Origin of the sequence: Pseudomonas alkylphenolica (assembly GCF_000746525.1) — a bacterium.
GTDB lineage: Bacteria > Pseudomonadota > Gammaproteobacteria > Pseudomonadales > Pseudomonadaceae > Aquipseudomonas > Aquipseudomonas alkylphenolica.
The window spans coordinates 3,009,951-3,028,194 of sequence record NZ_CP009048.1 but is presented as its reverse complement, the minus strand read 5'-3'; the positions used below and the strand labels follow the sequence as shown (position 1 = coordinate 3,028,194).

Annotated in this window: 18 protein-coding genes and 1 pseudogene; 6 read left to right on the top strand and 13 right to left on the bottom strand. The window is 58.6% G+C overall.

All coding sequences use genetic code 11. The annotated features are described in order from the left end of the window. Both PSAKL28_RS13735 and PSAKL28_RS13730 read left to right on the top strand, forming a co-directional pair. On the top strand, window positions 1-1,005 hold the full coding sequence (locus PSAKL28_RS13735) for a magnesium chelatase ATPase subunit I (protein WP_038611275.1): 1,005 nt from the start codon (window positions 1-3) through the stop codon (window positions 1,003-1,005). 71 nt (window positions 1,006-1,076) lie between these two features. Continuing rightward, window positions 1,077-1,670, top strand: a complete 594-nt coding sequence (locus tag PSAKL28_RS13730; protein WP_038611271.1) for a vWA domain-containing protein — start codon at window positions 1,077-1,079, stop codon at window positions 1,668-1,670. Between the two features lie 134 nt (window positions 1,671-1,804). Here PSAKL28_RS13730 and PSAKL28_RS13725 read toward each other — a convergent pair whose 3' ends face one another. Next, window positions 1,805-2,071 (bottom strand): DUF1652 domain-containing protein, encoded by a 267-nt coding sequence (locus PSAKL28_RS13725; protein ID WP_038611268.1) that lies wholly within the window; start codon window positions 2,069-2,071, stop codon window positions 1,805-1,807. Between the two features lie 313 nt (window positions 2,072-2,384). Between PSAKL28_RS13725 and PSAKL28_RS13720 the strand changes: the two genes are divergently transcribed. Next, complete coding sequence (locus tag PSAKL28_RS13720; protein WP_038611265.1) at window positions 2,385-3,710, top strand: sigma-54 dependent transcriptional regulator; 1,326 nt, start codon at window positions 2,385-2,387, stop codon at window positions 3,708-3,710. A gap of 73 nt (window positions 3,711-3,783) precedes the next feature. On the opposite strand, the gene fapF is transcribed toward PSAKL28_RS13720, so the two are convergent. From fapF to PSAKL28_RS28555, 10 genes and pseudogenes are all read right to left on the bottom strand, one after another. Beyond that, window positions 3,784-5,064: a fibril amyloid transporter FapF gene (fapF, locus tag PSAKL28_RS13715; RefSeq protein WP_038611262.1), complete on the bottom strand. Its 1,281-nt coding sequence runs from the start codon at window positions 5,062-5,064 to the stop codon at window positions 3,784-3,786. A gap of 47 nt (window positions 5,065-5,111) precedes the next feature. After that, window positions 5,112-5,858 (bottom strand): fibril amyloid subunit FapE, encoded by a 747-nt coding sequence (gene fapE / locus PSAKL28_RS13710; RefSeq protein WP_038611259.1) that lies wholly within the window; start codon window positions 5,856-5,858, stop codon window positions 5,112-5,114. 45 nt (window positions 5,859-5,903) lie between these two features. Then, on the bottom strand, window positions 5,904-6,584 hold the full coding sequence (gene fapD / locus PSAKL28_RS13705) for a fibril amyloid maturation endopeptidase FapD (protein WP_038611256.1): 681 nt from the start codon (window positions 6,582-6,584) through the stop codon (window positions 5,904-5,906). A 64-nt stretch (window positions 6,585-6,648) separates the two neighbouring features. Beyond that, window positions 6,649-7,947, bottom strand: a complete 1,299-nt coding sequence (fapC, locus tag PSAKL28_RS13700; RefSeq protein WP_038611253.1) for an amyloid-like fimbrin subunit FapC — start codon at window positions 7,945-7,947, stop codon at window positions 6,649-6,651. Window positions 7,948-7,999: 52 nt separating this feature from the next. Continuing rightward, window positions 8,000-8,572: a fibril amyloid subunit FapB gene (gene fapB / locus PSAKL28_RS13695; RefSeq protein ID WP_038611250.1), complete on the bottom strand. Its 573-nt coding sequence runs from the start codon at window positions 8,570-8,572 to the stop codon at window positions 8,000-8,002. A gap of 1 nt (window position 8,573) precedes the next feature. Next, window positions 8,574-9,011 (bottom strand): functional amyloid chaperone FapA, encoded by a 438-nt coding sequence (gene fapA, locus PSAKL28_RS13690; protein WP_038611247.1) that lies wholly within the window; start codon window positions 9,009-9,011, stop codon window positions 8,574-8,576. A gap of 296 nt (window positions 9,012-9,307) precedes the next feature. Beyond that, window positions 9,308-9,859, bottom strand: a complete 552-nt coding sequence (locus tag PSAKL28_RS13685) for an AAA family ATPase (RefSeq protein ID WP_038611245.1) — start codon at window positions 9,857-9,859, stop codon at window positions 9,308-9,310. Further along, window positions 9,856-10,422 (bottom strand): nicotinamide riboside transporter PnuC, encoded by a 567-nt coding sequence (gene pnuC / locus PSAKL28_RS13680; protein ID WP_038611243.1) that lies wholly within the window; start codon window positions 10,420-10,422, stop codon window positions 9,856-9,858. Before pnuC ends, PSAKL28_RS13685 begins: the two co-directional genes overlap by 4 nt. A gap of 195 nt (window positions 10,423-10,617) precedes the next feature. Then, window positions 10,618-11,352 carry a methyl-accepting chemotaxis protein gene (locus PSAKL28_RS28560; RefSeq protein ID WP_371262000.1) on the bottom strand — a complete coding sequence of 245 codons (735 nt, stop codon included), beginning with the start codon at window positions 11,350-11,352 and terminating at the stop codon, window positions 10,618-10,620. 123 nt (window positions 11,353-11,475) lie between these two features. Then, window positions 11,476-12,162 (bottom strand): annotated as a pseudogene (locus PSAKL28_RS28555) (cache domain-containing protein); the annotation flags it as partial. Window positions 12,163-12,552: 390 nt separating this feature from the next. On the opposite strand from PSAKL28_RS28555, the gene PSAKL28_RS13670 reads away from it, so the two are divergent. Both PSAKL28_RS13670 and PSAKL28_RS13665 read left to right on the top strand, forming a co-directional pair. Continuing rightward, entirely contained in the window at window positions 12,553-13,383 is an 831-nt protein-coding gene (locus tag PSAKL28_RS13670; RefSeq protein WP_038611240.1) for an undecaprenyl-diphosphate phosphatase, read from the top strand. 5 nt (window positions 13,384-13,388) lie between these two features. Then, window positions 13,389-13,835, top strand: a complete 447-nt coding sequence (locus PSAKL28_RS13665; RefSeq protein WP_038611238.1) for a DUF1294 domain-containing protein — start codon at window positions 13,389-13,391, stop codon at window positions 13,833-13,835. Here PSAKL28_RS13665 and PSAKL28_RS13660 read toward each other — a convergent pair. Both PSAKL28_RS13660 and PSAKL28_RS13655 read right to left on the bottom strand, forming a co-directional pair. Continuing rightward, window positions 13,828-14,187: an MmcQ/YjbR family DNA-binding protein gene (locus PSAKL28_RS13660; protein WP_038611237.1), complete on the bottom strand. Its 360-nt coding sequence runs from the start codon at window positions 14,185-14,187 to the stop codon at window positions 13,828-13,830. The two genes, PSAKL28_RS13665 and PSAKL28_RS13660, sit on opposite strands and share 8 nt — an antisense overlap. Continuing rightward, window positions 14,180-15,088, bottom strand: coding sequence for a LysR substrate-binding domain-containing protein (locus PSAKL28_RS13655; RefSeq protein WP_038611236.1), 909 nt, complete (start codon window positions 15,086-15,088; stop codon window positions 14,180-14,182). The genes PSAKL28_RS13660 and PSAKL28_RS13655 overlap by 8 nt, the downstream gene beginning before the upstream one ends. Before the next feature lie 276 nt (window positions 15,089-15,364). Between PSAKL28_RS13655 and PSAKL28_RS13650 the strand changes: the two genes are divergently transcribed. Next, the gene (locus PSAKL28_RS13650; RefSeq protein WP_051939377.1) at window positions 15,365-18,127 is read left to right on the top strand and encodes an RHS repeat domain-containing protein; all 2,763 of its coding nucleotides are present in this window, start codon (window positions 15,365-15,367) and stop codon (window positions 18,125-18,127) included. The last annotated feature ends 117 nt before the right edge of the window (window positions 18,128-18,244 follow it).

Genomic DNA, 18,244 nt, shown 5'->3' with positions numbered 1-18,244 from the left:
ATGACTGAACCTGCACATTTTCCGCTGTCTGCGGTGGTCGGCGCCGAAGCGTTGAAGCTCGCGCTGTGCCTGACCGCCATCGATCCGAAAATCGGTGGGGTATTGATCGAAGGCCCACGCGGTATGGCCAAGAGTACGCTGGCTCGCGGCCTGGCCGATCTGCTCGGTGAAGGGCCGTTCGTGACCTTGCCATTGGGCGCCAGTGAAGAGCGCCTGATTGGCACGCTTGACCTGGACGCCGCGCTGGCCCAAGGCAAGGCGCAGTTTTCTCCAGGCGTACTGGCCAAGGCCGACGGTGGTGTGCTGTATGTCGACGAGGTCAACCTGCTGGCCGACCATCTGGTCGACCTGCTGCTGGACGTCGCGGCCAGCGGTACCAACCGGGTCGAGCGCGATGGCATTTCCCACCGCCACAGTGCGCGGTTCGTGTTGATCGGCACAATGAACCCGGAAGAGGGCGAACTGCGCCCGCAGTTGCTCGATCGCTTTGGTCTCAATGTCGCCCTCGACGGCCAACCGGCGCCCGAGGCCCGTGGGCAGATTATCCGTCGGCGGCTGGACTTCGACGCCGACCCTGAGGCTTTTTGCCTGCAGTGGGCCGAGGCGCAAGCGAAATTGCGCGCCCGTTGTCAGGCTGCCCGTGAGCAGTTGACGCAGATTGCCCTGGACGATCAGGCCCTGGCGCAAATCACCGAGCGCTGCTTTGCTGCCGGGGTCGATGGCTTGCGCGCCGACCTGGTGTGGCTGCGCGCCGCCCGCGCGCATGCCGCCTGGCGCGGTGCCGGGCAGATCGAGGCAGAGGATATAGAGGCAGTGGCCGAGTTTGCCTTGCGCCATCGGCGTCGCGAGGCGCCACAACCGCCTGCGCACAGCCCGGCACCGGAACCTCAAGGTGGCAATGGCTCGAATACCCGGCAAGGGCAGGGCGCCTGGGGCGAAATGCCGCCGCAAGCGACAGCAACCGGTGCCCGCCGCGAGGTGCCGAACTGGGCAAAAAAGCCCTGAGCATCCGTCGCCCCCGGACGGCGGATGCCAAGCCCCGCCCGGGTACGATCAAGCAAGGGCCACGCGGGCGTGTGCGCGAGGCTGCACAGGGCACGACCGTGGCCTGGCCGGCTACCCTGCTCAAAGGCCGTCCGCGTCAACGCCGTGATCTGTGCTGGCAGCAACGCACGGCCAGCGCTCATGAACTGTGGTTGGTGATTGTCGATGCCTCGGCCTCGACCCGGCGGTATCAGGCCTTGAGCCAGGCCAAAGGCCTGCTGGCCGGATTGTTCGATCAGGCTTACCGGCAACGCGCGCGCCTGACCCTGCTCACTGCCAGTGGTCATGCGCCACGCTGGCAGCGCCATGGCCTTAAAGCCTCGGCAGCTTTGCAGCCTTGGCTCGACAGCCTCGGTGCTGGTGGCGGGACGCCCTTGCTGGCCGCTTTGGAGCAGGCGCGGCACTGGCTACAGGCGCGCCAGCGTCAATATCCGCATGAGCAACAGCGCTGCCTGGTGCTGACCGACGGTCGGCTTAACGCCTGGGAGCCGTTGCAACCGTTGCCATGCCCGAGCCTGTTGGTGGATATCGAACGTTCGCCTGTGCGTTTGGGACGCGCGCGTTTATTGGCGCAGCAGCTACAGGCCGACTACCGGTCGATTGAAAGTTTCAAGGTGCTTGGATAAATAAGGCGCGTACAGAAACTGTACGGAAGTGTCGCTGCGACCTGATGTCGCAGTATAACTTTTGAAACAATTAACTTGCTTGCCGCGCATCAAGAAGATGCGCGGCCATCATAGTAAGCAGGTATCGGTGATACTTACTTAGGCATCGACCAGGGTTGCAGGTGGCAACCTTGTTTTTGCAACTCGGCGCGCATTTCTTCAATCAGGCTGGCCAGTTGGTCGGGGTCGGAATAGGTGCTGCATGGCACCTGCTTGCCACCAATGCGGGTGCTGGTCCGGTCGATCACTGCCAGACTCAGTTCACCTGTACCGTTAGGCGAATCCCAGGCAACACACTGGAAGGGTTCGAAGGCGTGGTCGGCAATCAGCAGTGCTTCGTTGACACGGAGCGGGGCGTTCATGGGTTCGGTCTCTCTGTGGGCCCAAACAAGATAATAAACAACCGCATTAGCGGTGAGTTACTTGTACTGATGCACGCAGTACTGGGTTGAGTCACACGTATTTTGAAGTTTTTTTGATTGAGTGCAAAAAAAGCGCTGACAAGTGCCGGGTGAGACGCTGAAAGTTCAAGGAAATTCCCTGGCGCGCCCAAGTCTTGACACTTTGCGGACAGACGGTAGTGGGCGTTTGACGCATCGTTGCTACTGTTACAGACGGGCCCGCCAACTTGCTGTTTCTACATAAATTTCCAACAATTGGCGCCAAGGAAAGGTCATGCTTGAACCTGCATCCAACCGCCGCCTGCTGATCGTCGATCCTTGCGATGATTGTCACCGTTTGTTGCCGGGCCTGCGTAATGTCGGCTGGGACGTTCACAGTTGTACCTTGTCTTCGGCCCCGGAACATCCGTGTGATGTCGGCCTGCTTCGCCTGCAGGCCATGCACCTGCAGCGTCCGGATGCGGTGAAAGACCTCATCAGCCGCAGCAATACCGAATGGATTGCGGTGCTCAGCCCCGAAGAGCTGCGCATGCAGAATGTCGGTGACTTCGTCTGCGAATGGTTCTTCGATTTCCATACCCTGCCGTTCGATGTTTCGCGGGTGCAGGTCACCATTGGCCGGGCCTTCGGCATGGCGCGCCTGCGTGGCAAGGGCAACGTTCATGCGGATGAGCTTGAGCACGAATTGCTGGGTGACAGCCGTCCGATTCGTGAGTTGCGCAAATTGCTCAGCAAACTGGCACCCACCGAGTCGCCGGTGCTGATTCGTGGCGAGAGTGGCACTGGCAAGGAGCTGGTGGCGCGAACCCTGCACCGCCAGTCGCAGCGCCATGACAAACCCTTTGTGCCGATCAACTGCGGGGCGATTCCCGAGCACCTGATACAGTCCGAGCTGTTCGGTCATGAAAAGGGCGCGTTTACCGGGGCGCACCAGCGCAAAATAGGCCGCATTGAGGCTGCCAACGGCGGCACCCTGTTTCTTGACGAGATTGGTGACCTGCCACTGGAGTTGCAGGCCAACCTGCTGCGTTTCCTCCAGGAAAAACACATTGAACGGGTCGGTGGTGGCCAGCCGATCAGCGTCGATGTGCGGGTACTGGCGGCAACCCACGTGGACCTGGAAAACGCCATCGCCCGCGGGCGCTTTCGTGAGGACCTGTATTACCGGCTCAATGTCCTGCAAGTGGTCACTGCGCCATTGCGTGACCGGCATGGCGACCTGTCGATGCTGGCCAACCATTTTGCCCATTTCTACAGCCTGGAAACCGGGCGACGCCCGCGCAGTTTCAGCGAGGACGCCCTGGTGGCGATGGGCAAACACGACTGGCCAGGCAATGTGCGCGAACTGGCCAACCGGGTCAGACGTGGCCTGGTGCTGGCCGAAGGCCGGCAGATCGAAGCTCAGGATCTGGGGTTGCTCAGCCAGCATGCTTTCACCTCGAGCATGGGTACCCTCGAAGATTACAAACATCGGGCCGAGCACCAGGCGTTATGCGATGTGCTCAATCGGCACAGCGATAACCTGAGCATTGCCGCCAAGGTACTCGGGATTTCCCGGCCTACCTTCTACCGCTTGCTGCATAAGCATCAGATTCGCTAGGTGGGAGCGAGCTTGCCTCGCGATGCGATGTGTCTGGCAGATCGCATCGCGAGGCAAGCTCGCTCCCACAACATCAGAAGTAGTAGGGAAATTTCAGGCTGAAGGAGAAGTCTGGCGAGTCTTCGGTCAGGCCAATGGCGAGGTTCGGGACGATTGTCAGGTTGTCGGTTGCGGCAAGGGTCATGCCGATGTTGAAGTTCGCCGAGTTGTAGTCGCTGTTGGTGATCGACTGCCACTCACCACCATCGGGCTTGATTTTGCTTTTGCTGGCAAACTGGTCGGTGAACGAAAACGACATACTCATCTTCTCGTTCAAGGCAAATGCAATACCGGCCCCGACCTGCCAGGAGTTGCCGAGTTTTACGTCACCTGGCACTTTGCTGTTGATCGTAGGGCTGATGTCGCTGAACGAATCCTCCATGTTGTAGGTATACGACAGGCTGCCGAAAAGCACTGCGGGGTCAAAGGTCTTGACCAGCGAGACACCCGGTGTGATCGCCCAGACACCATTGCCGGTAGGCAGATCTTCAGGTACCGACAAGTTGTTGTTGTTCGGGTCATTGACCAGTTTGATGCCATAGGGATCTTCACCGGTTGGTGCCTTGACGCGCAGGGTGAAGACCGCGTCGGGCAGGTTCTCCGACTCATCGAGGAATTTGTAGGCAACGCCGACGTTGATATCGCCGATGGCTGGGTCGCGGGTGACGGTCGCGTCAGAGGTGACCGGGCCGGCGCCACCGGCACCGCCAGAGGAATACGTGGATTCACGGTAGACCACCGGGACGTTGATATCGAACTGCCAGCGTTGGTCCAGGTTGTAGCGGGCGGTCAGATCCAGCGTCCAGTTATCGGCCTTGATTCGGTCGAGGTTGATGTTACCGAGGAAAATCGAGTCCAGTGCCAGGAAGCCGTTGAGCACCAGGGCGCGGGTATCGTAGTGGGTGTAGGTCAGGCCGGTTTCGACGCTGAACTTGCCGCCACCGAAGAAGCCACTGGCTTCGTCATACAGGTTGGAAACGCTTTGTGCCGGTTCCGAATCCTCTTTGAGCGATTGGCCGTAGGAGCTGCCGGTGGTTCCGGGCGCACCTGCGGCCACTGTCTGGCCACCCCTTACCGTTTCGGCGGGGGATTTGGTCAGGCGTTTGGGAGACGGTGCCGCAGGTGTTGCTTCGACCTGGCGAACGCGCTGCTCAAGTACCATCAGCGCGTTCTGTTGTGCTTCGTAACGTTGTTTCAACTCCATGAGTTCTTGTTTTAATGCTTCGACCTGAGGGTCCGGTGCTGCGTAGAGCATTGTCGCCGGGGTCAGACTACTCAAACAGACGATAGCTCTGAACGTTAACGATCGGTGCATGGGGTTAGCCGTCCCTTCTGACTACATTTGATGAGACTGAGCGTAGATCAGAATCCGAGAGTGCGAATTCCTTTGAGCTGGTCCAGGCTGCCGTTCAGCGACCCGGCGGTCGGGACGTTTTCACGTAGTACGACATTCAGGGAGGTGAGGTTTCTGACCTGGTTGCCGCCGCCGAGCAATGTTGTGTTCTGCATCAGCCCACCCTGGGCCAGGCGTTGCACAGTGCTGCCCTGGTTGTTGTTGGCGGTGATGTTCAGTTGTACACCGGTACCGGTTGAGGAGATGCTCAGCGAGCCCGCGCCATTGGCGCCGACCAACGTCGAGCCTGCGGCCAGTGCCTGGCCCTGCTGTTGCGTGGCGGGTGCCTGGTTAGCCTTGGTGACGTTGATATCAACGTTGTTGTAGGCAGTGTTATTGTCGCCGGCAGCCCGCACGACCTGAGTGACGCCTTCGGTGCTGTTGAGGCCGCTGCCGCCAGTGATGGTGCCGGTGCCGGTGTTTTGCGTACGCGCCGAGCCACTGCCTTTTTCGTCGATCATCGACACATAGAACTGTGGTTTGATGGTCGACTGCTGGATCTGCATCGAGGAGGTTGCCCCGATCACTTCACCGTTGGCATTTTGCCAGGTGCTGGTCATGACGACGCCGAAACTGATGATCCGCCCCGGCATGACATAGCGGCCTCGCAGGTTCGCCAGTTCCTGATCCTTAAGTTCGATGGGTTTGAAGGTCTGTGCCTGGGTCGGCAGGCTGGCGGCCAGGCACGCTACGACTAGCCACAGTGGAGTCTTCATTGCATGCTCCCGGAGCGTCGTGCTCCCTTATCATTAGAAGAGTCATTAGAAGAAGTCGCTTTGGATGAATCCGAAATCCATCAACTCTGCGTCTTGCACCGGGCTGAAGGTGTTGACGCGGTTCTTGGCGGTCAGCGGCATGGGCGGGTCGAGCAAGGCATTGGTTTTGTCGTAACCCTTGCCGATGACGGCGAAGATAATGCCGTTCCAGCCTTTGACGAAGTCGTCGAGCGAGTAGCGTTTATGACCGAGCACCGGATCACCGATATACACCCAGCCATTGTGGACTTTCTGCATGACCACAAAGTGTTTGTAGCCACGGACATCCATTAACACCACCACCGGAATGCGGATACTCTGCAAGGTGTCGGTTGCCACCCGGTAACCACGGGCACGCATGCCCAGGCTCTCCACGTAGCGCTTCATGTCGAGCATAGAGAAGCCTTGAACGCGGACGAGATCCTGATCGGCGTGTGCCAGCATGCCCTCGATGATCTGTTCTTCATTTACATCCAGCCAGTAGGCTTGACGCAATATGGTCGCCAGCGCCGCAGCGCCGCAACTGAAGTCAGTTTTCTGTTGCACCAGGTCGGCGAATTTGCGCTCACGTACACTCTGGATGGGCTTGTATATCACCGCACCACCCGGCAACACGGCAAGTGGCATCTGGGCCGCTTCGCTCTGGCTGGCCAGGCAAAGCAAAAACGCCAAGGCGATAATACGCATGATCGGACGCCTTCTGGTTCGGTTGAGAAAAGGCCCCCCGAAGGGGGCCTCCAGGCCACAACAATCAGAACGATTGGTTGGAAATGGCCAGCGAGTTGCTTTGTTGGTTGCCTACACCGGCAGCCACGTTGACGCCGAGGTTGCCGCTGCCGCCATTCACCGAACCACTCAGGGTTGCAGTGTTGGTCACAGGGTTTGCCCAGCCAGTTGGGGTCAGCACTTGGTAGGAGTAGGTGTTGCTCAACTCGAAGGAGCTGCTTTCAGCAAACTTCTTCTCTTTCTCGTACTCGGACTCTTGCGATTTGCTGCCCGATTTTGCGAACTCAGACTTGTACGATTTATCAAAGTTGGAGTTGTACTCCTTCTCGAACGAGGACTCCGACTTTTTCTCCCAGCTTTTTTCGACATCTACGTCAAGTTTTGCGTTGAGCTCGGCTTCGAACGACTTGGTGCGACTACCGTCGTGATAGCCATGTTCCCAGGAAACGGTCTTGCTGGCATCCGCATCCACGTGCAGGGTAGCGAGCAGATGAGCTTCGGAGGATCCACTTGCTTCATGTTTCTTGGAGCCGTTTGCGTCGAAGTGATTGCTGCCTTCAGCGCTCCAGCTGTTTTTGCCTTTGACTTCAAACTCCGACGAGGAGCTCTGGCTGCCGCTGGCGTTGAACTGCTTCTCGTAACGGGACTCGCCACTGGCCGTTTTGGTAAACGTCAGGGTATCCACACGGTAGGTCCGATCAGCGTCGTTGATCACCACCAGGCCAGGACCGGTCTGGGTGGCAGACGCGGTGGCTGTTGCGTTACCGAGCGGGGCATTGGTGTTGGCAATTGCCATGGTGTTTTTCTGCTGGTTAAGGTCGCCGCCAGCAATGTTGATGCCCATGTTGCCGCTGCCTTCACTGCCCGATCCGCTCATCACCGCAGAGTTTGTAGCGCCGTTGTTGTAGACCTTGTTGTTGTCGCTGTATTGCGTGACTCTGGCGGTGGCTTCGGAGGTACCGAAGACGAAGCTGTTATCGATGGCGCTGGAGTCGGAGCCAGCGTTGGCGATAGCGGCTGCGTTGTCTTGCTGGTTGCCGGCGCCTGCAGCGACGTTGACGCCGACGTTGCCGCTGGTACCAGAGGCGGAGTCGCTCATCTCGGCTTCGTTGATGGTGCCGTTGTTGACGATTTTGTTATCGGTACTGCTCTGCCTGTCGTACGCATTGGCAGTGGCGTCGACATAGAACGCTTTTGGAGGAGGGTTGTGGTGGCCATGATGATGGCCGTGGCCACGCCGATCGTTCTGTTCAGCTTGTACAGCAACAGCCATGACCGCAGCAATTGCGAAAACCAGAGGCTTGAGTGCCATCGAGGGTTTCATGGTGATTCTCCGTACTTTATTTTAGGTTAAGTGTTGTTCTTACCTGTTTGGGTCAATCCACGACCCGTACGCTCAGGGTGTTGGCCATTCGGTTTCCCACCCCGGCGCTCTGATTCAACTGAATCACCCCACGGCTACCGGTGAATGCCTGGTCACTGGTAGTGACCTGGCGATGGCCGGGTGCAGAGTCAGCTGGATCGGAGCCATTGATCAGCGCCACGTTCTGTTGCATGAGGACGCTGTCGTCGATACTTTGCGGCTGAGTACTGAGGCTGATACGCAGTGCGTTGGCTTGCTGGTTGCTGGCGCCGGTGCTCTGGTTGACGCCCAGCGCGCCGCTACCGTTGCTGAAGGCGTCGCCCTGGATGCTGGAATGGGCATCGATGGCGGAGTCGACACGGGTGCGCAAGCGTTGGCGAACCTCGGTGGTCGCGCTGGCGCTATGGCCAACAGCGAACGCCCGTACGTTGGCTTGCTGCTGTAGATCGCCGGCAGCCTGGTTGACGGTGAGGTTGCCCTGGTACTGCTTGCCGGAACTGTCGATGTTGGCGTTATTGATCACAGGGGGTTGGGCGAAGGCCGGTGCACTGCAAAAGGTGGCCAGAATCAGCAGCGTGTGCCTCATCTCACTTGCCTCCAGTCAGGATTTGCAGGGGCGCCAAGCCCTTCTGGACACTTGAGTTGACCATGTTGGAGATGCCGTTGCCGCCGCCTGTGGAACGTCCGCCGGCGAGATTGGGCAGTTGGGTCTGGTTGCTGATATGACCGCCCAGGTTGTTGGTCTGTTGCGTGACCAGTGAGCTAATGCCTGCGCCGCTGCTGATACCGGCGAAATCGCCATCGCTCAACTCGTTTGTCTGCTTGAGGATATGTGCGGATGGGTTGGTATTGACGGTGACCGGGCTTGGATCGGGAACCAGCGGTGCGCGGATTGCCATGCGCGGCTGCACATCTCGGGTAATGACGACGATCCCGTTCTCGGCCTGGACAGGCAAGCTGAAGCCTGATCCCAACGCGCATCCGACCAGCAGGACGCGATACATGCCTTTATTGAATTTCTCCACGGCGGCAATTCCTTCTTTTGTGTGCTGGCCCGTTTCAGCGTTGCGAGGAAGACAGCAGAAGGTGTGCCGGTTTTTGTTATTGATTAGGAATCAATAGGTTGAAGGCGTTATCGGCGCGTGTCGGGATTTTGTTGTATCAATCATGAGACACAAGCTTGCCAAATACCTGCTTGGCAGGCCGTCGGCTGCGCCGGAAGGGTTTTTCAGGGGTTGTATCAGCGGATTAACACCACCAACGATTTTGGGGAATGTCGCGCAAATACGGGGCATTTGACCCAGTGAGGTGTATCAGTGGTCTAACACTCGGTGGCGCATACCGGGGATTTGCCATTGAGTAACTGCTGCACGGCTTTGAGGGCTGCCGTGCTGCGCTGGGGCCAGTCGCCGCCAATGACCTGCACAGGCTGGTGATTGCGCTGCAGCCAGTCGAGGCTGTCAGCAAAAAAGGCCTGACGTTGTTCCAGTGCGGGTTGGCAGCGCTGACCATCACCGACCCAGCCGACACCCGCAGGGTCGAGCAGCAAGTGTAGGTCATAGCGGCGCGTCAGCAGGGCCTGTTCGATCCAGGCCGGGCAATCACCGAACAGTACCCGGCTCCAGAGCAGGTTACTCAACAGGTGCGTGTCGAGAATCAACAGTTCGGGCTGGTGGGCACGGGCGGCGTCTTCCCAGGCCAGCTGGCCGCGAGCGATTGCCGGAATATCGGCATAACAGGTGTCGCGGCGGTGTTCGTCGATAAAGTGACGTACATACTCATCGACCAGTTCCCCACCGAAGTGGGCCTGGATTTCATGGCTCAACCAGCTCTTGCCGCTGGACTCGGGACCACTCAGGACCAGGACTTTCATGCGTTGACCAACGCCGGATCGCGGCGCCAGGCACGCCAACCCTGCACGGCGATCAAGGTGAACAGGGCATAGAGGGCTGCAGTCAGGAAGAGCGCTTTGTAGAGGAACAGGCCGACGAAGATCACGTCCAGCACGATCCATAGCGGCCAGCACTGCACGCGCTTCTGTGCCATCCACAGCTGCGCAACCAGGCTGAAGCCGGTCAGCGCCGCATCCAGCCAGGGTTGCGCGGCATCGGTCCAGCTGGCCATGGCTGCGCCCAGCGCCAGACTGCCCAGCAGACCCAGGCCGAGTCCGAACAGCACCGCCTGGATACCCAGGTGGGTTACCTGACGGGCTTCGCGCTGGCTGTCCGGGCGCGTCCATTGCCACCAGCCATAGAGCTGCAGCACGGCATAGACCAGTTGCAGAAGCATGTCCGAATACAGGCGTACTTCAAAGAAGATCCAGCTATAGAGCAGCACCATCACCAGGCCGATAGGCCAGCACCAGGGGTTCTGTTTGGTCGTGAGCCACACGGCGATAACGCCGAGCACGGCGGCGAACAGTTCGAGGCCGGACATCGGCATTCCTTGGCAGGTTCGGGAGGAGGGCGGGGATTGTACCTTGTGGCACGGCAGATACCACAGCTCTGGCAGTGGGAGGGGACTTGCTGTGGGAGCGGGCTTGCCCCGCGATTACGATCTGTCAGGTACATCGCATCGCGGGGCAAGCCCGCTCCCACAGCAGAGGCTGCTTTCAAAGCATCAGGGCTCGCACTACACCCGGAACTGCCCCAGCAACCGGTCCAACTGCTCACGCAACTGGTTCAGCGCCACCCCGGCGCTGCTCGACTGCTGCGCCGCTGCTGCGGTCTGGCGCGACAAGTCAGCAGTTTCAGTGACGTTGCGGTTGATCTCTTCGACCACATGCGACTGTTGCAGTGTGGCACTGGCTATCGAGGCGTTGAGGGCAGTGAGGTTGTGCAAGGCCTGACTGATGGCGTCCAGACTGACGCCTGCCTCGTTGGCCTGTTCGATGGTCTGGCGCGAAGCCGTGCTGCTGGCATCGATAGCCTTGACCGCCGCCTCCGACTGCCCCTGCAAATGCTCGATCATGCTCTGGATTTCGGCTGTCGATTGCTGGGTGCGCTGGGCCAGCAGGCGCACTTCATCGGCCACCACGGCAAAGCCACGGCCTTGCTCGCCGGCCCGGGCCGCCTCGATGGCAGCGTTCAGGGCCAGCAGGTTGGTCTGTTCGGCAATCGAACGAATCACTTCCAGGACGCTGCCGATCCGTGTGCTCTGGCTGGCCAGGGTCTGGATCACCCTGACCGCTTCATCGATGGTGCCTGACAGCTGATCGATCTGCTGCAGGCTGCCATGGATACTTTGCTGACCCTGTTCGGCACGGTGCTGGGCGTCGCGCATTTCGTTGGAGGCCTGCTCGGCATTCCTGGCGACATCCTGCACGGCGTAGGTCACCTCATTGATTGCAGTGGCTACTTGCTCCATCTGTGCAGACTGCTGTTCGCTGTGTTGTTGAGCCTGGTTGGCGTTGCTGCCGACATCTACAGCCGATTGCCCCAAGGCATGTGCTGCGCCCTGCAGTTGGCCGATCACCCCCTGCAACTTGCCGGTAAAGCGGTTGAAGTGTTCGCCCAGCTGGGTCACTTCATCGCGGCCATGGGTGTCCAGCCGGCGGGTCAGGTCGCTCTCGCCGCTGGCGATCATGGCCATGGCGTCCACCGCTTCCTGCAAGGGACGAGCGATGCTGCGGGCAATCAGCAGCACCAGCAGGGTCATGACCAGGGCAATGCCAAGCCCCAGCAGCGAGGCGTCGCGCAACTGGCGCATGAATTCGCTTTGCATGTCATCGATATAGATCCCCGAGCCAATCACCCAGCCCCAAGGCTTGAACAACTGGATGTAGGAAGTTTTCTCGACCGGCTCGCTGGCACCGGGCTTGGGCCAGCGATAGTCGATGCTGCCAGCCCCGCGGGCGTTGGCCAGCGCGGCCATTTCGTTGAAAACGGCAAAGCCGTCCGGGTCACGGATCGCGGAGAGGTCCTGGCCATCGAGTTTGGGGTTGGTCGGATGCATGATCATCCTCGGCCCCAGGTCGTTGATCCAGAAGTAGTCGTTCTGGTCGTAGCGCAAGCTGCGCACGGCGCTCAAGGCTTGCTGCTGGGCGGCTTCGCGGGTCAGGGTGCCGGCCGCCTCGAGGCCTTGATAGTAGGCCAGTACGCCGGCGGCGGTTTCTACCACATGTTGGGTCTTTTCGGCCTTGGCCTGATACAGGTCGCCGTGGATCTGCCTGAGCATCAGCAAGCCCAAGGTCAGCAACATCACCACGGCCAGTACCAGAATCAGCCACAAGCGGCGGCTGATCGACATATTTCGTAGAGTCTTCATGCAACGGTCACCCCGGATTCTTTTTATTGTCTAGCGCATCCCAGCATGCTTTTTGCCAACCACCTACTCGACCAAGGACTAAGTGCCTTGTCCAGCAAGGTGTGTAGTGCCAACCAGCAGCGTTTATACAAGAGGTCTGATAGGATTTCGGCCCGGTCGGGACATTCCTGAAGGGTGACTGAACTTTTCTGTCGACTGTGCCACCAACTGTCGCGGTAAAACCACCGGGCATTCGAATCGGCTCTGGCTTTTGCAAATTACAACGGGGGCATGCCATCGGCATCGCTTCGTGGGGGAATAATGGATCTTTGGACTGGCCTGCAGGCCGTCATTTTGGGTGTTATTGAAGGCTTGACCGAGTTCTTGCCGATTTCCAGTACCGGTCACCAGATCATTGTCGCGGACCTGATCAATTTCGGTGGTGAGCGGGCGATGGCCTTCAACATCATCATTCAGCTGGGCGCGATCCTTGCCGTGGTCTGGGAGTTTCGCCGCAAGATCTTCGATGTGGTGCTGGGCTTGCCCAAAGAGCAGCAGGCGCAACGTTTCACCGCCAACCTGCTGATCGCCTTTATGCCCGCAGTGGTCCTGGGGGTGCTGTTTGCCGACCTGATTCACCATTACCTGTTCAACCCCATCACCGTAGCTGCCGCCCTGGTAGTGGGTGGGGTGATCATGCTTTGGGCCGAGCGTCGACAGCATGTGATCAAGGTCGACCAGGTCGATGACATGCGCTGGTCCGACGCGCTGAAGATCGGTTTTGTCCAGTGCCTGGCGATGATCCCGGGGACTTCGCGTTCCGGCTCGACGATCATTGGCGGCCTGCTGTTCGGTTTGTCACGCAAGGCGGCGACCGAATTCTCGTTCTTCCTGGCCATGCCGACCATGGTCGGTGCAGCGGTGTACTCGGGCTACAAGTACCGCGATCTGTTCCAGCCTGGCGACTTTCCGGTATTTGCCATTGGCTTCGTGGTCTCGTTCATCTTTGCCATGATCGCTGTACGCGGGCTGCTGCGTTTCATTGCCAACCATAGCTATGCCATGTTCGCCTGGTACCGGATCGTCTTCGGCTTGATCATCCTGGCGACCTGGCAGTTCGGCTGGGTCGACTGGGCCACGGCGCAAGGTTGAGTCCGATGAGCCGCTCACAACCCTCCGCCCGGCGTGCGAATAGCGCAAGTTCCGCCGTTCAGCACCCGCGTAGCAAACTGTTGGTCTTCGTCGGTCTGTGCCTGTTGCCACTGGGTGGGGCGTTGCAGATGCTGATCAGTGGGCAGTCCTGGCTGCCAGCAGTGGCTTATCCGCTGGCCAGCCTGGTGAGTTTTGCGCTGTATTGGCGTGACAAGCAGCAGGCACGCACTCAGGGCTGGCGCACCCCGGAAAAGGTGCTGCATGCCAGCGAGTTGTGCGGCGGCTGGCCCGGGGCGCTGCTGGCTCAGCAGGCTTTTCGGCATAAAACCCGCAAACTGTCGTTTCAGCTGAGTTTCTGGGCTATTGTCGCCCTGCATCAGTTGTTCTGGATTGACCACCTGTTACTCGGTGGCCGCTGGCTGGGCAGCGCCCTGGCGCCGCTGCTCAAATAAGCAGGCCCGGCTGCAGGCGCTTTGGCAGGCGCCTGACCACCAGTTGGTGGGAGCGCTGCAGCAGGTCGCAGAGTTCCTCGTGGCCCATAGGGTAAGGGGGCGTCATACTGATCCAGTGAGCCCGCGCCAGGTACGGCGCCGGGCGCACGCCGGGGCGGTCGGCGTAACCAAGGAACAGGTCACTGTCGACTTTGAATGACAAGCCGGCGCCGGCCAGATCCAGTACCGCAAACATCTTGTTGCCGGCGATCGAGAACACCCGCACACCGCCCCATTTGTAGTCTTCCCGTGCACCGGGCAGGCTCAGGCAAAAGTCCGCCACCTGCGCTTCACTCATCTTGCCCTTAGACATAACGTTCCCCACAGTCGGCAAACGCCGTCACCAGATGGTCGATCCATACCCGCACAGCAGGCAGCAGGCCGCGCCGATGAGGATAGACCGCTTGCAGATAGCCCCCGGGCAGTGACCAGTCTGGCAGCAGCCGCACCAGCTCGCCACGGGCCAGTTCCTCCTCACAGTGCATGATCGGCAGGGCGGTAAAGCCCAGGCCAGCCACTGCTGCCGCCTTGCGCACGAGAAAGTCGTCAATCGCCAGGCGTGCTTCCATGGCCAGCTCGTGCTTGTGGCCACGGCTGTCGAGCAGGCGCAGGTGAACCAGGCGGTCGGCGTCCACAGCACCGAGCATCGGCAGGCCGCTGAGGTCTTCGGGCGTGACCGGGGCATGGCGAGCGGCAAACGCCGGCGCTGCCACCAGGTACATTTGTGCCTGGCGCAGGCGGCGGGTGACCAGGGCCGGGTCTTCATCGCCCAGATCGCGCACACGCAGGGCCACGTCGATGCCTTCGGTGATCAGGTCAACGCGGCGGTTGAGCAGGACCATGTCCAGCTGCACCTGCGGATACAGTTCGAGAAATTGGCTGATCACCTGCGGTAAAAGCGAGTGCGCCAAACCCACCGGGCACGACACCCGCAGACGGCCTCGGGGCTCGCTGGTCATGCTGGCTACCGCCTCGTCGGCCATCTCCGCTTCCAGCAGCATGGCCTGACAGTGACGCAGGTAGCGCTCGCCCACCGCCGTCAACTTTAGCTGGCGAGTGGTGCGCTGCAACAGGCGTGTGCCCAGGCGTTCTTCCAGCTCGGCGATACGCCGCGACAGCCGTGATTTGGGGATCCCGAGCAAGCGTCCGGCGGCGGCAAAACCACCGGCTTCGACCACCCTGGCGAAGTAGAAGAGATCATTGAGGTCTTGCATGGCCGTCACCTTTAACTCGAAGCCATTTCAATGGCACAAGAAGGCGGAGGATATCCTAGCCTCAGTGGCTCTTGCAGTACGAGCGATGGGTTAGTGATTTTCAGTGGTACTTCTGAAACACCACACTAACGCTGATAGGGGGCACTGGATTGATTGGGGGCTTGGGCAGCAGAGGAGTAGGCAGGGGCCATGAACTGTTATTTTTGACAGTATACGGGGCGAGGGTTTGACGCGAATATCTTGCTTTATCCGTGCCTGATATTTTGAGACCTGATCATGCTCACCTACCTGTATCAGCACACCCCTTCGCTAACGGTCATTGATCCACGCGGCTTGCCTGCGCGCACCATTGCTTACCATCGACGGGATGTTGAGGAGGACATCGCTGCGCATGTCCATCGCCAGGTGTTCAATGCCATGGGTCACCTGAGCCAACAATGGGATCCGCGTTTGCTTGAGCTGAGTGAGATTGCGGTCGGGGTTCAACCCAATCAAACCACACTGCATAGCCTCAGTGGGCAAGTGCTGCAATCAGAGAGTGTTGATGCCGGCTGGCGGGTTACCTGTTATGACGCTGCAGGGTTGTTGTGTGATAGTTGGGACGGCCGCGAAATCCATAGGCGCTATCACTACGATGAGCGCATGCGTCCTGTGAGCGTGTTTGAGCATGCCCTTGAGCAATGTGTGGAGCGTTTCACCTATGCGGGGTCTGACGAGGAAGACGCCCGTAATAACCGCAGCGGCCGACTGATTCGCCATGACGATCAGGCGGGCAGCTTATGGTATGAGCATTATGGCTTATTGACCCAGCCGCTGACTGAAACACGTCGCTTCTGCAAATCGCTGACGCCTCCCAACTGGCCAGCGTCCGAAGCGGATCTGCAAGACAAGACGTATACCACGCACTGGCGTCACGATGCTTTAGGCGCTGTAGTCGAGCGAACTGATGCGCTCGGTCATGTGCAGCGTTTTGAAGTCAATATTGCGGGCCAGCCCTTTGCTTGCCGTCTGGACGGTGTAGCGTTACTCAAAAGCACGACCTACAACGCTTTTGGCCAGGTTGAGATCGAGCGGGCAGGCAATGATGTGCTCAGCACGGCTTGTTACTCGCCGGTGGACGGTCGGCTGTGTCGCCTCAACGCTGAAAAGGCGGGTGGCAAAATGCTGCAGGACTTGAACTACCAATACGATCCAGTAGGCAATATCGAGCGTATTGAAGACCTCGCTCAGCCGGTTCAATGGTTTGCCCAGCAGCGTATTCAGGCACTGAGTACTTACACCTATGACTCGCTGTACCAACTGACCAACGCTACTGGCCGTGAAAGTGCCAGCCAGATTATCGGCCCCGGCCTGCCGTGGCTGGAGATCTTTGGTGCGGTGGATGACAGTCGTTGGCGTAATTACAGCCAAACCTACACCTACGACAGCGGCGGCAACTTGACTCGACTCAAGCACGAGGCCGGGGCTGGCAACGTCTACGCCCGTGAGATGGTGGTCGACGAGTGCAGTAATCGCAGCATTTTCAAGGATGATTCACCCATTGAATTTGACAAGGCATTTGATGCCAACGGCAACGGGCAGGCCTTGACGCCGGGACAGCTCATGAAGTGGGATAGCCGCAACCAATTGTGCCAGGTCACCCAAGTACAGCGTGATGAACCAGATGGCCAAGACGACGATGTTGAAACCTACGTCTATGACGGCAGCGGTCAGCGTGTGCGCAAAGTGCGTCGCGCCAAAACCCGTGGCGGCGAGCAGGTCAGTGAAGTGCTCTACCTGCCCGGGTTGGAGATTCGTACACGCACATCGGGTGAGACGATGCATACAGTCGTTGCCCAGGCAGGCCGCAATGATGTGCGACTTTTGCACTGGGAGGATGGGCTACGTAAAGGGATTGATAACGATCAATTGCGTTACAGCCTCAGTGATCACCTGGGCAGCAGCGCGCTAGAGCTGGATCAAAATGCCGAATTGGTCTGCCAGGAAAGTTACTACCCTTATGGCGGCACGGCCTGGTGGGCGGCGAAAAGTGCAAGCGAGGCGAAATACAAAACGGTGCGTTACTCTGGAAAAGAGCGAGATGCAACGGGGCTGTATTACTACGGCTTCCGTTATTACGCGCCATGGTTGCAACGCTGGATTAATCCAGACCCGGCGGGGGATATTGATGGGCTTAACCTGTATCGGATGGTCAGGAATAATCCGGTGAGTTTGCAGGATGAAAATGGATTTAGCCCTGATGTCGATATTCTTGAGAAATTTGAAAGTCCCGGTGCTTTTTATGAAAGAACCGGTCGGGAATTTTTGTATCGCGCGATTCGTACTATGGAAAGCGAGAAACTACACCCGGAGACTGGGGATAAGGGAAAATTACCTCCTGATGGAGACGCTTTTCCAGAGCTTAAAGATAAACACCTTGAACGTGCTGCAAAATATAGATCAATGAAAACCTGGGAGGGAGGTGACATAGTATCTACAGGTCCTGAGCTAAAGCGGCTGCCTCTTCAGCATGTATCTGGGGATAATCAGCAGTCACAATATATATCAACAGGCACCCGAGGAGCCGCTGCATATAACACAGTGTATAATTGGAATTCAAAGGGTGTGGGCAAGGAACGACGTAAAAGACCAGAAAAAGACTGGGATCCAATTATAAAAATTGATGTCAAGAAGTTGGATTCAGGAACTAAAATTTATGATATGCAGCAGGAGGGCTTAAAAGACCGTGATAGGTCAGATATCGGCCAGCTTGCTGAGGCGGATGCGGAAGTTCTTATATCAAATAAAATAAATGCCTCAGCCATTGTTAGCGTATTTACGAACAGCGCAGATTATAATAAATTTTTAGAAGAGTATTTTCCGCCCGCCAAGTCGGATGGCGCTGCAGCTTCTCCGCTAGTGAATAAAATTAAGCGATCTGAAAGGGGGGGGTCAAGGCGAACTGTCAGTGAGAGCGTTGCTGATGCACCTGTCGAAGTATTTAAGAAAAGAGCGCCTATCAAACCTCAAAGTTTCCGAAAGCGTCGGTTGAGTTCTTGAATAGCGGGTCGCTTCGGGGGAGGGCAGTTGCCACAGCCCGCGATGGGGCGCGACAGCGGCCCTGCTGCTAAATGGTAGTCAGCACTGTCCTGTCAGTAGGACAAACTAACGCATTTT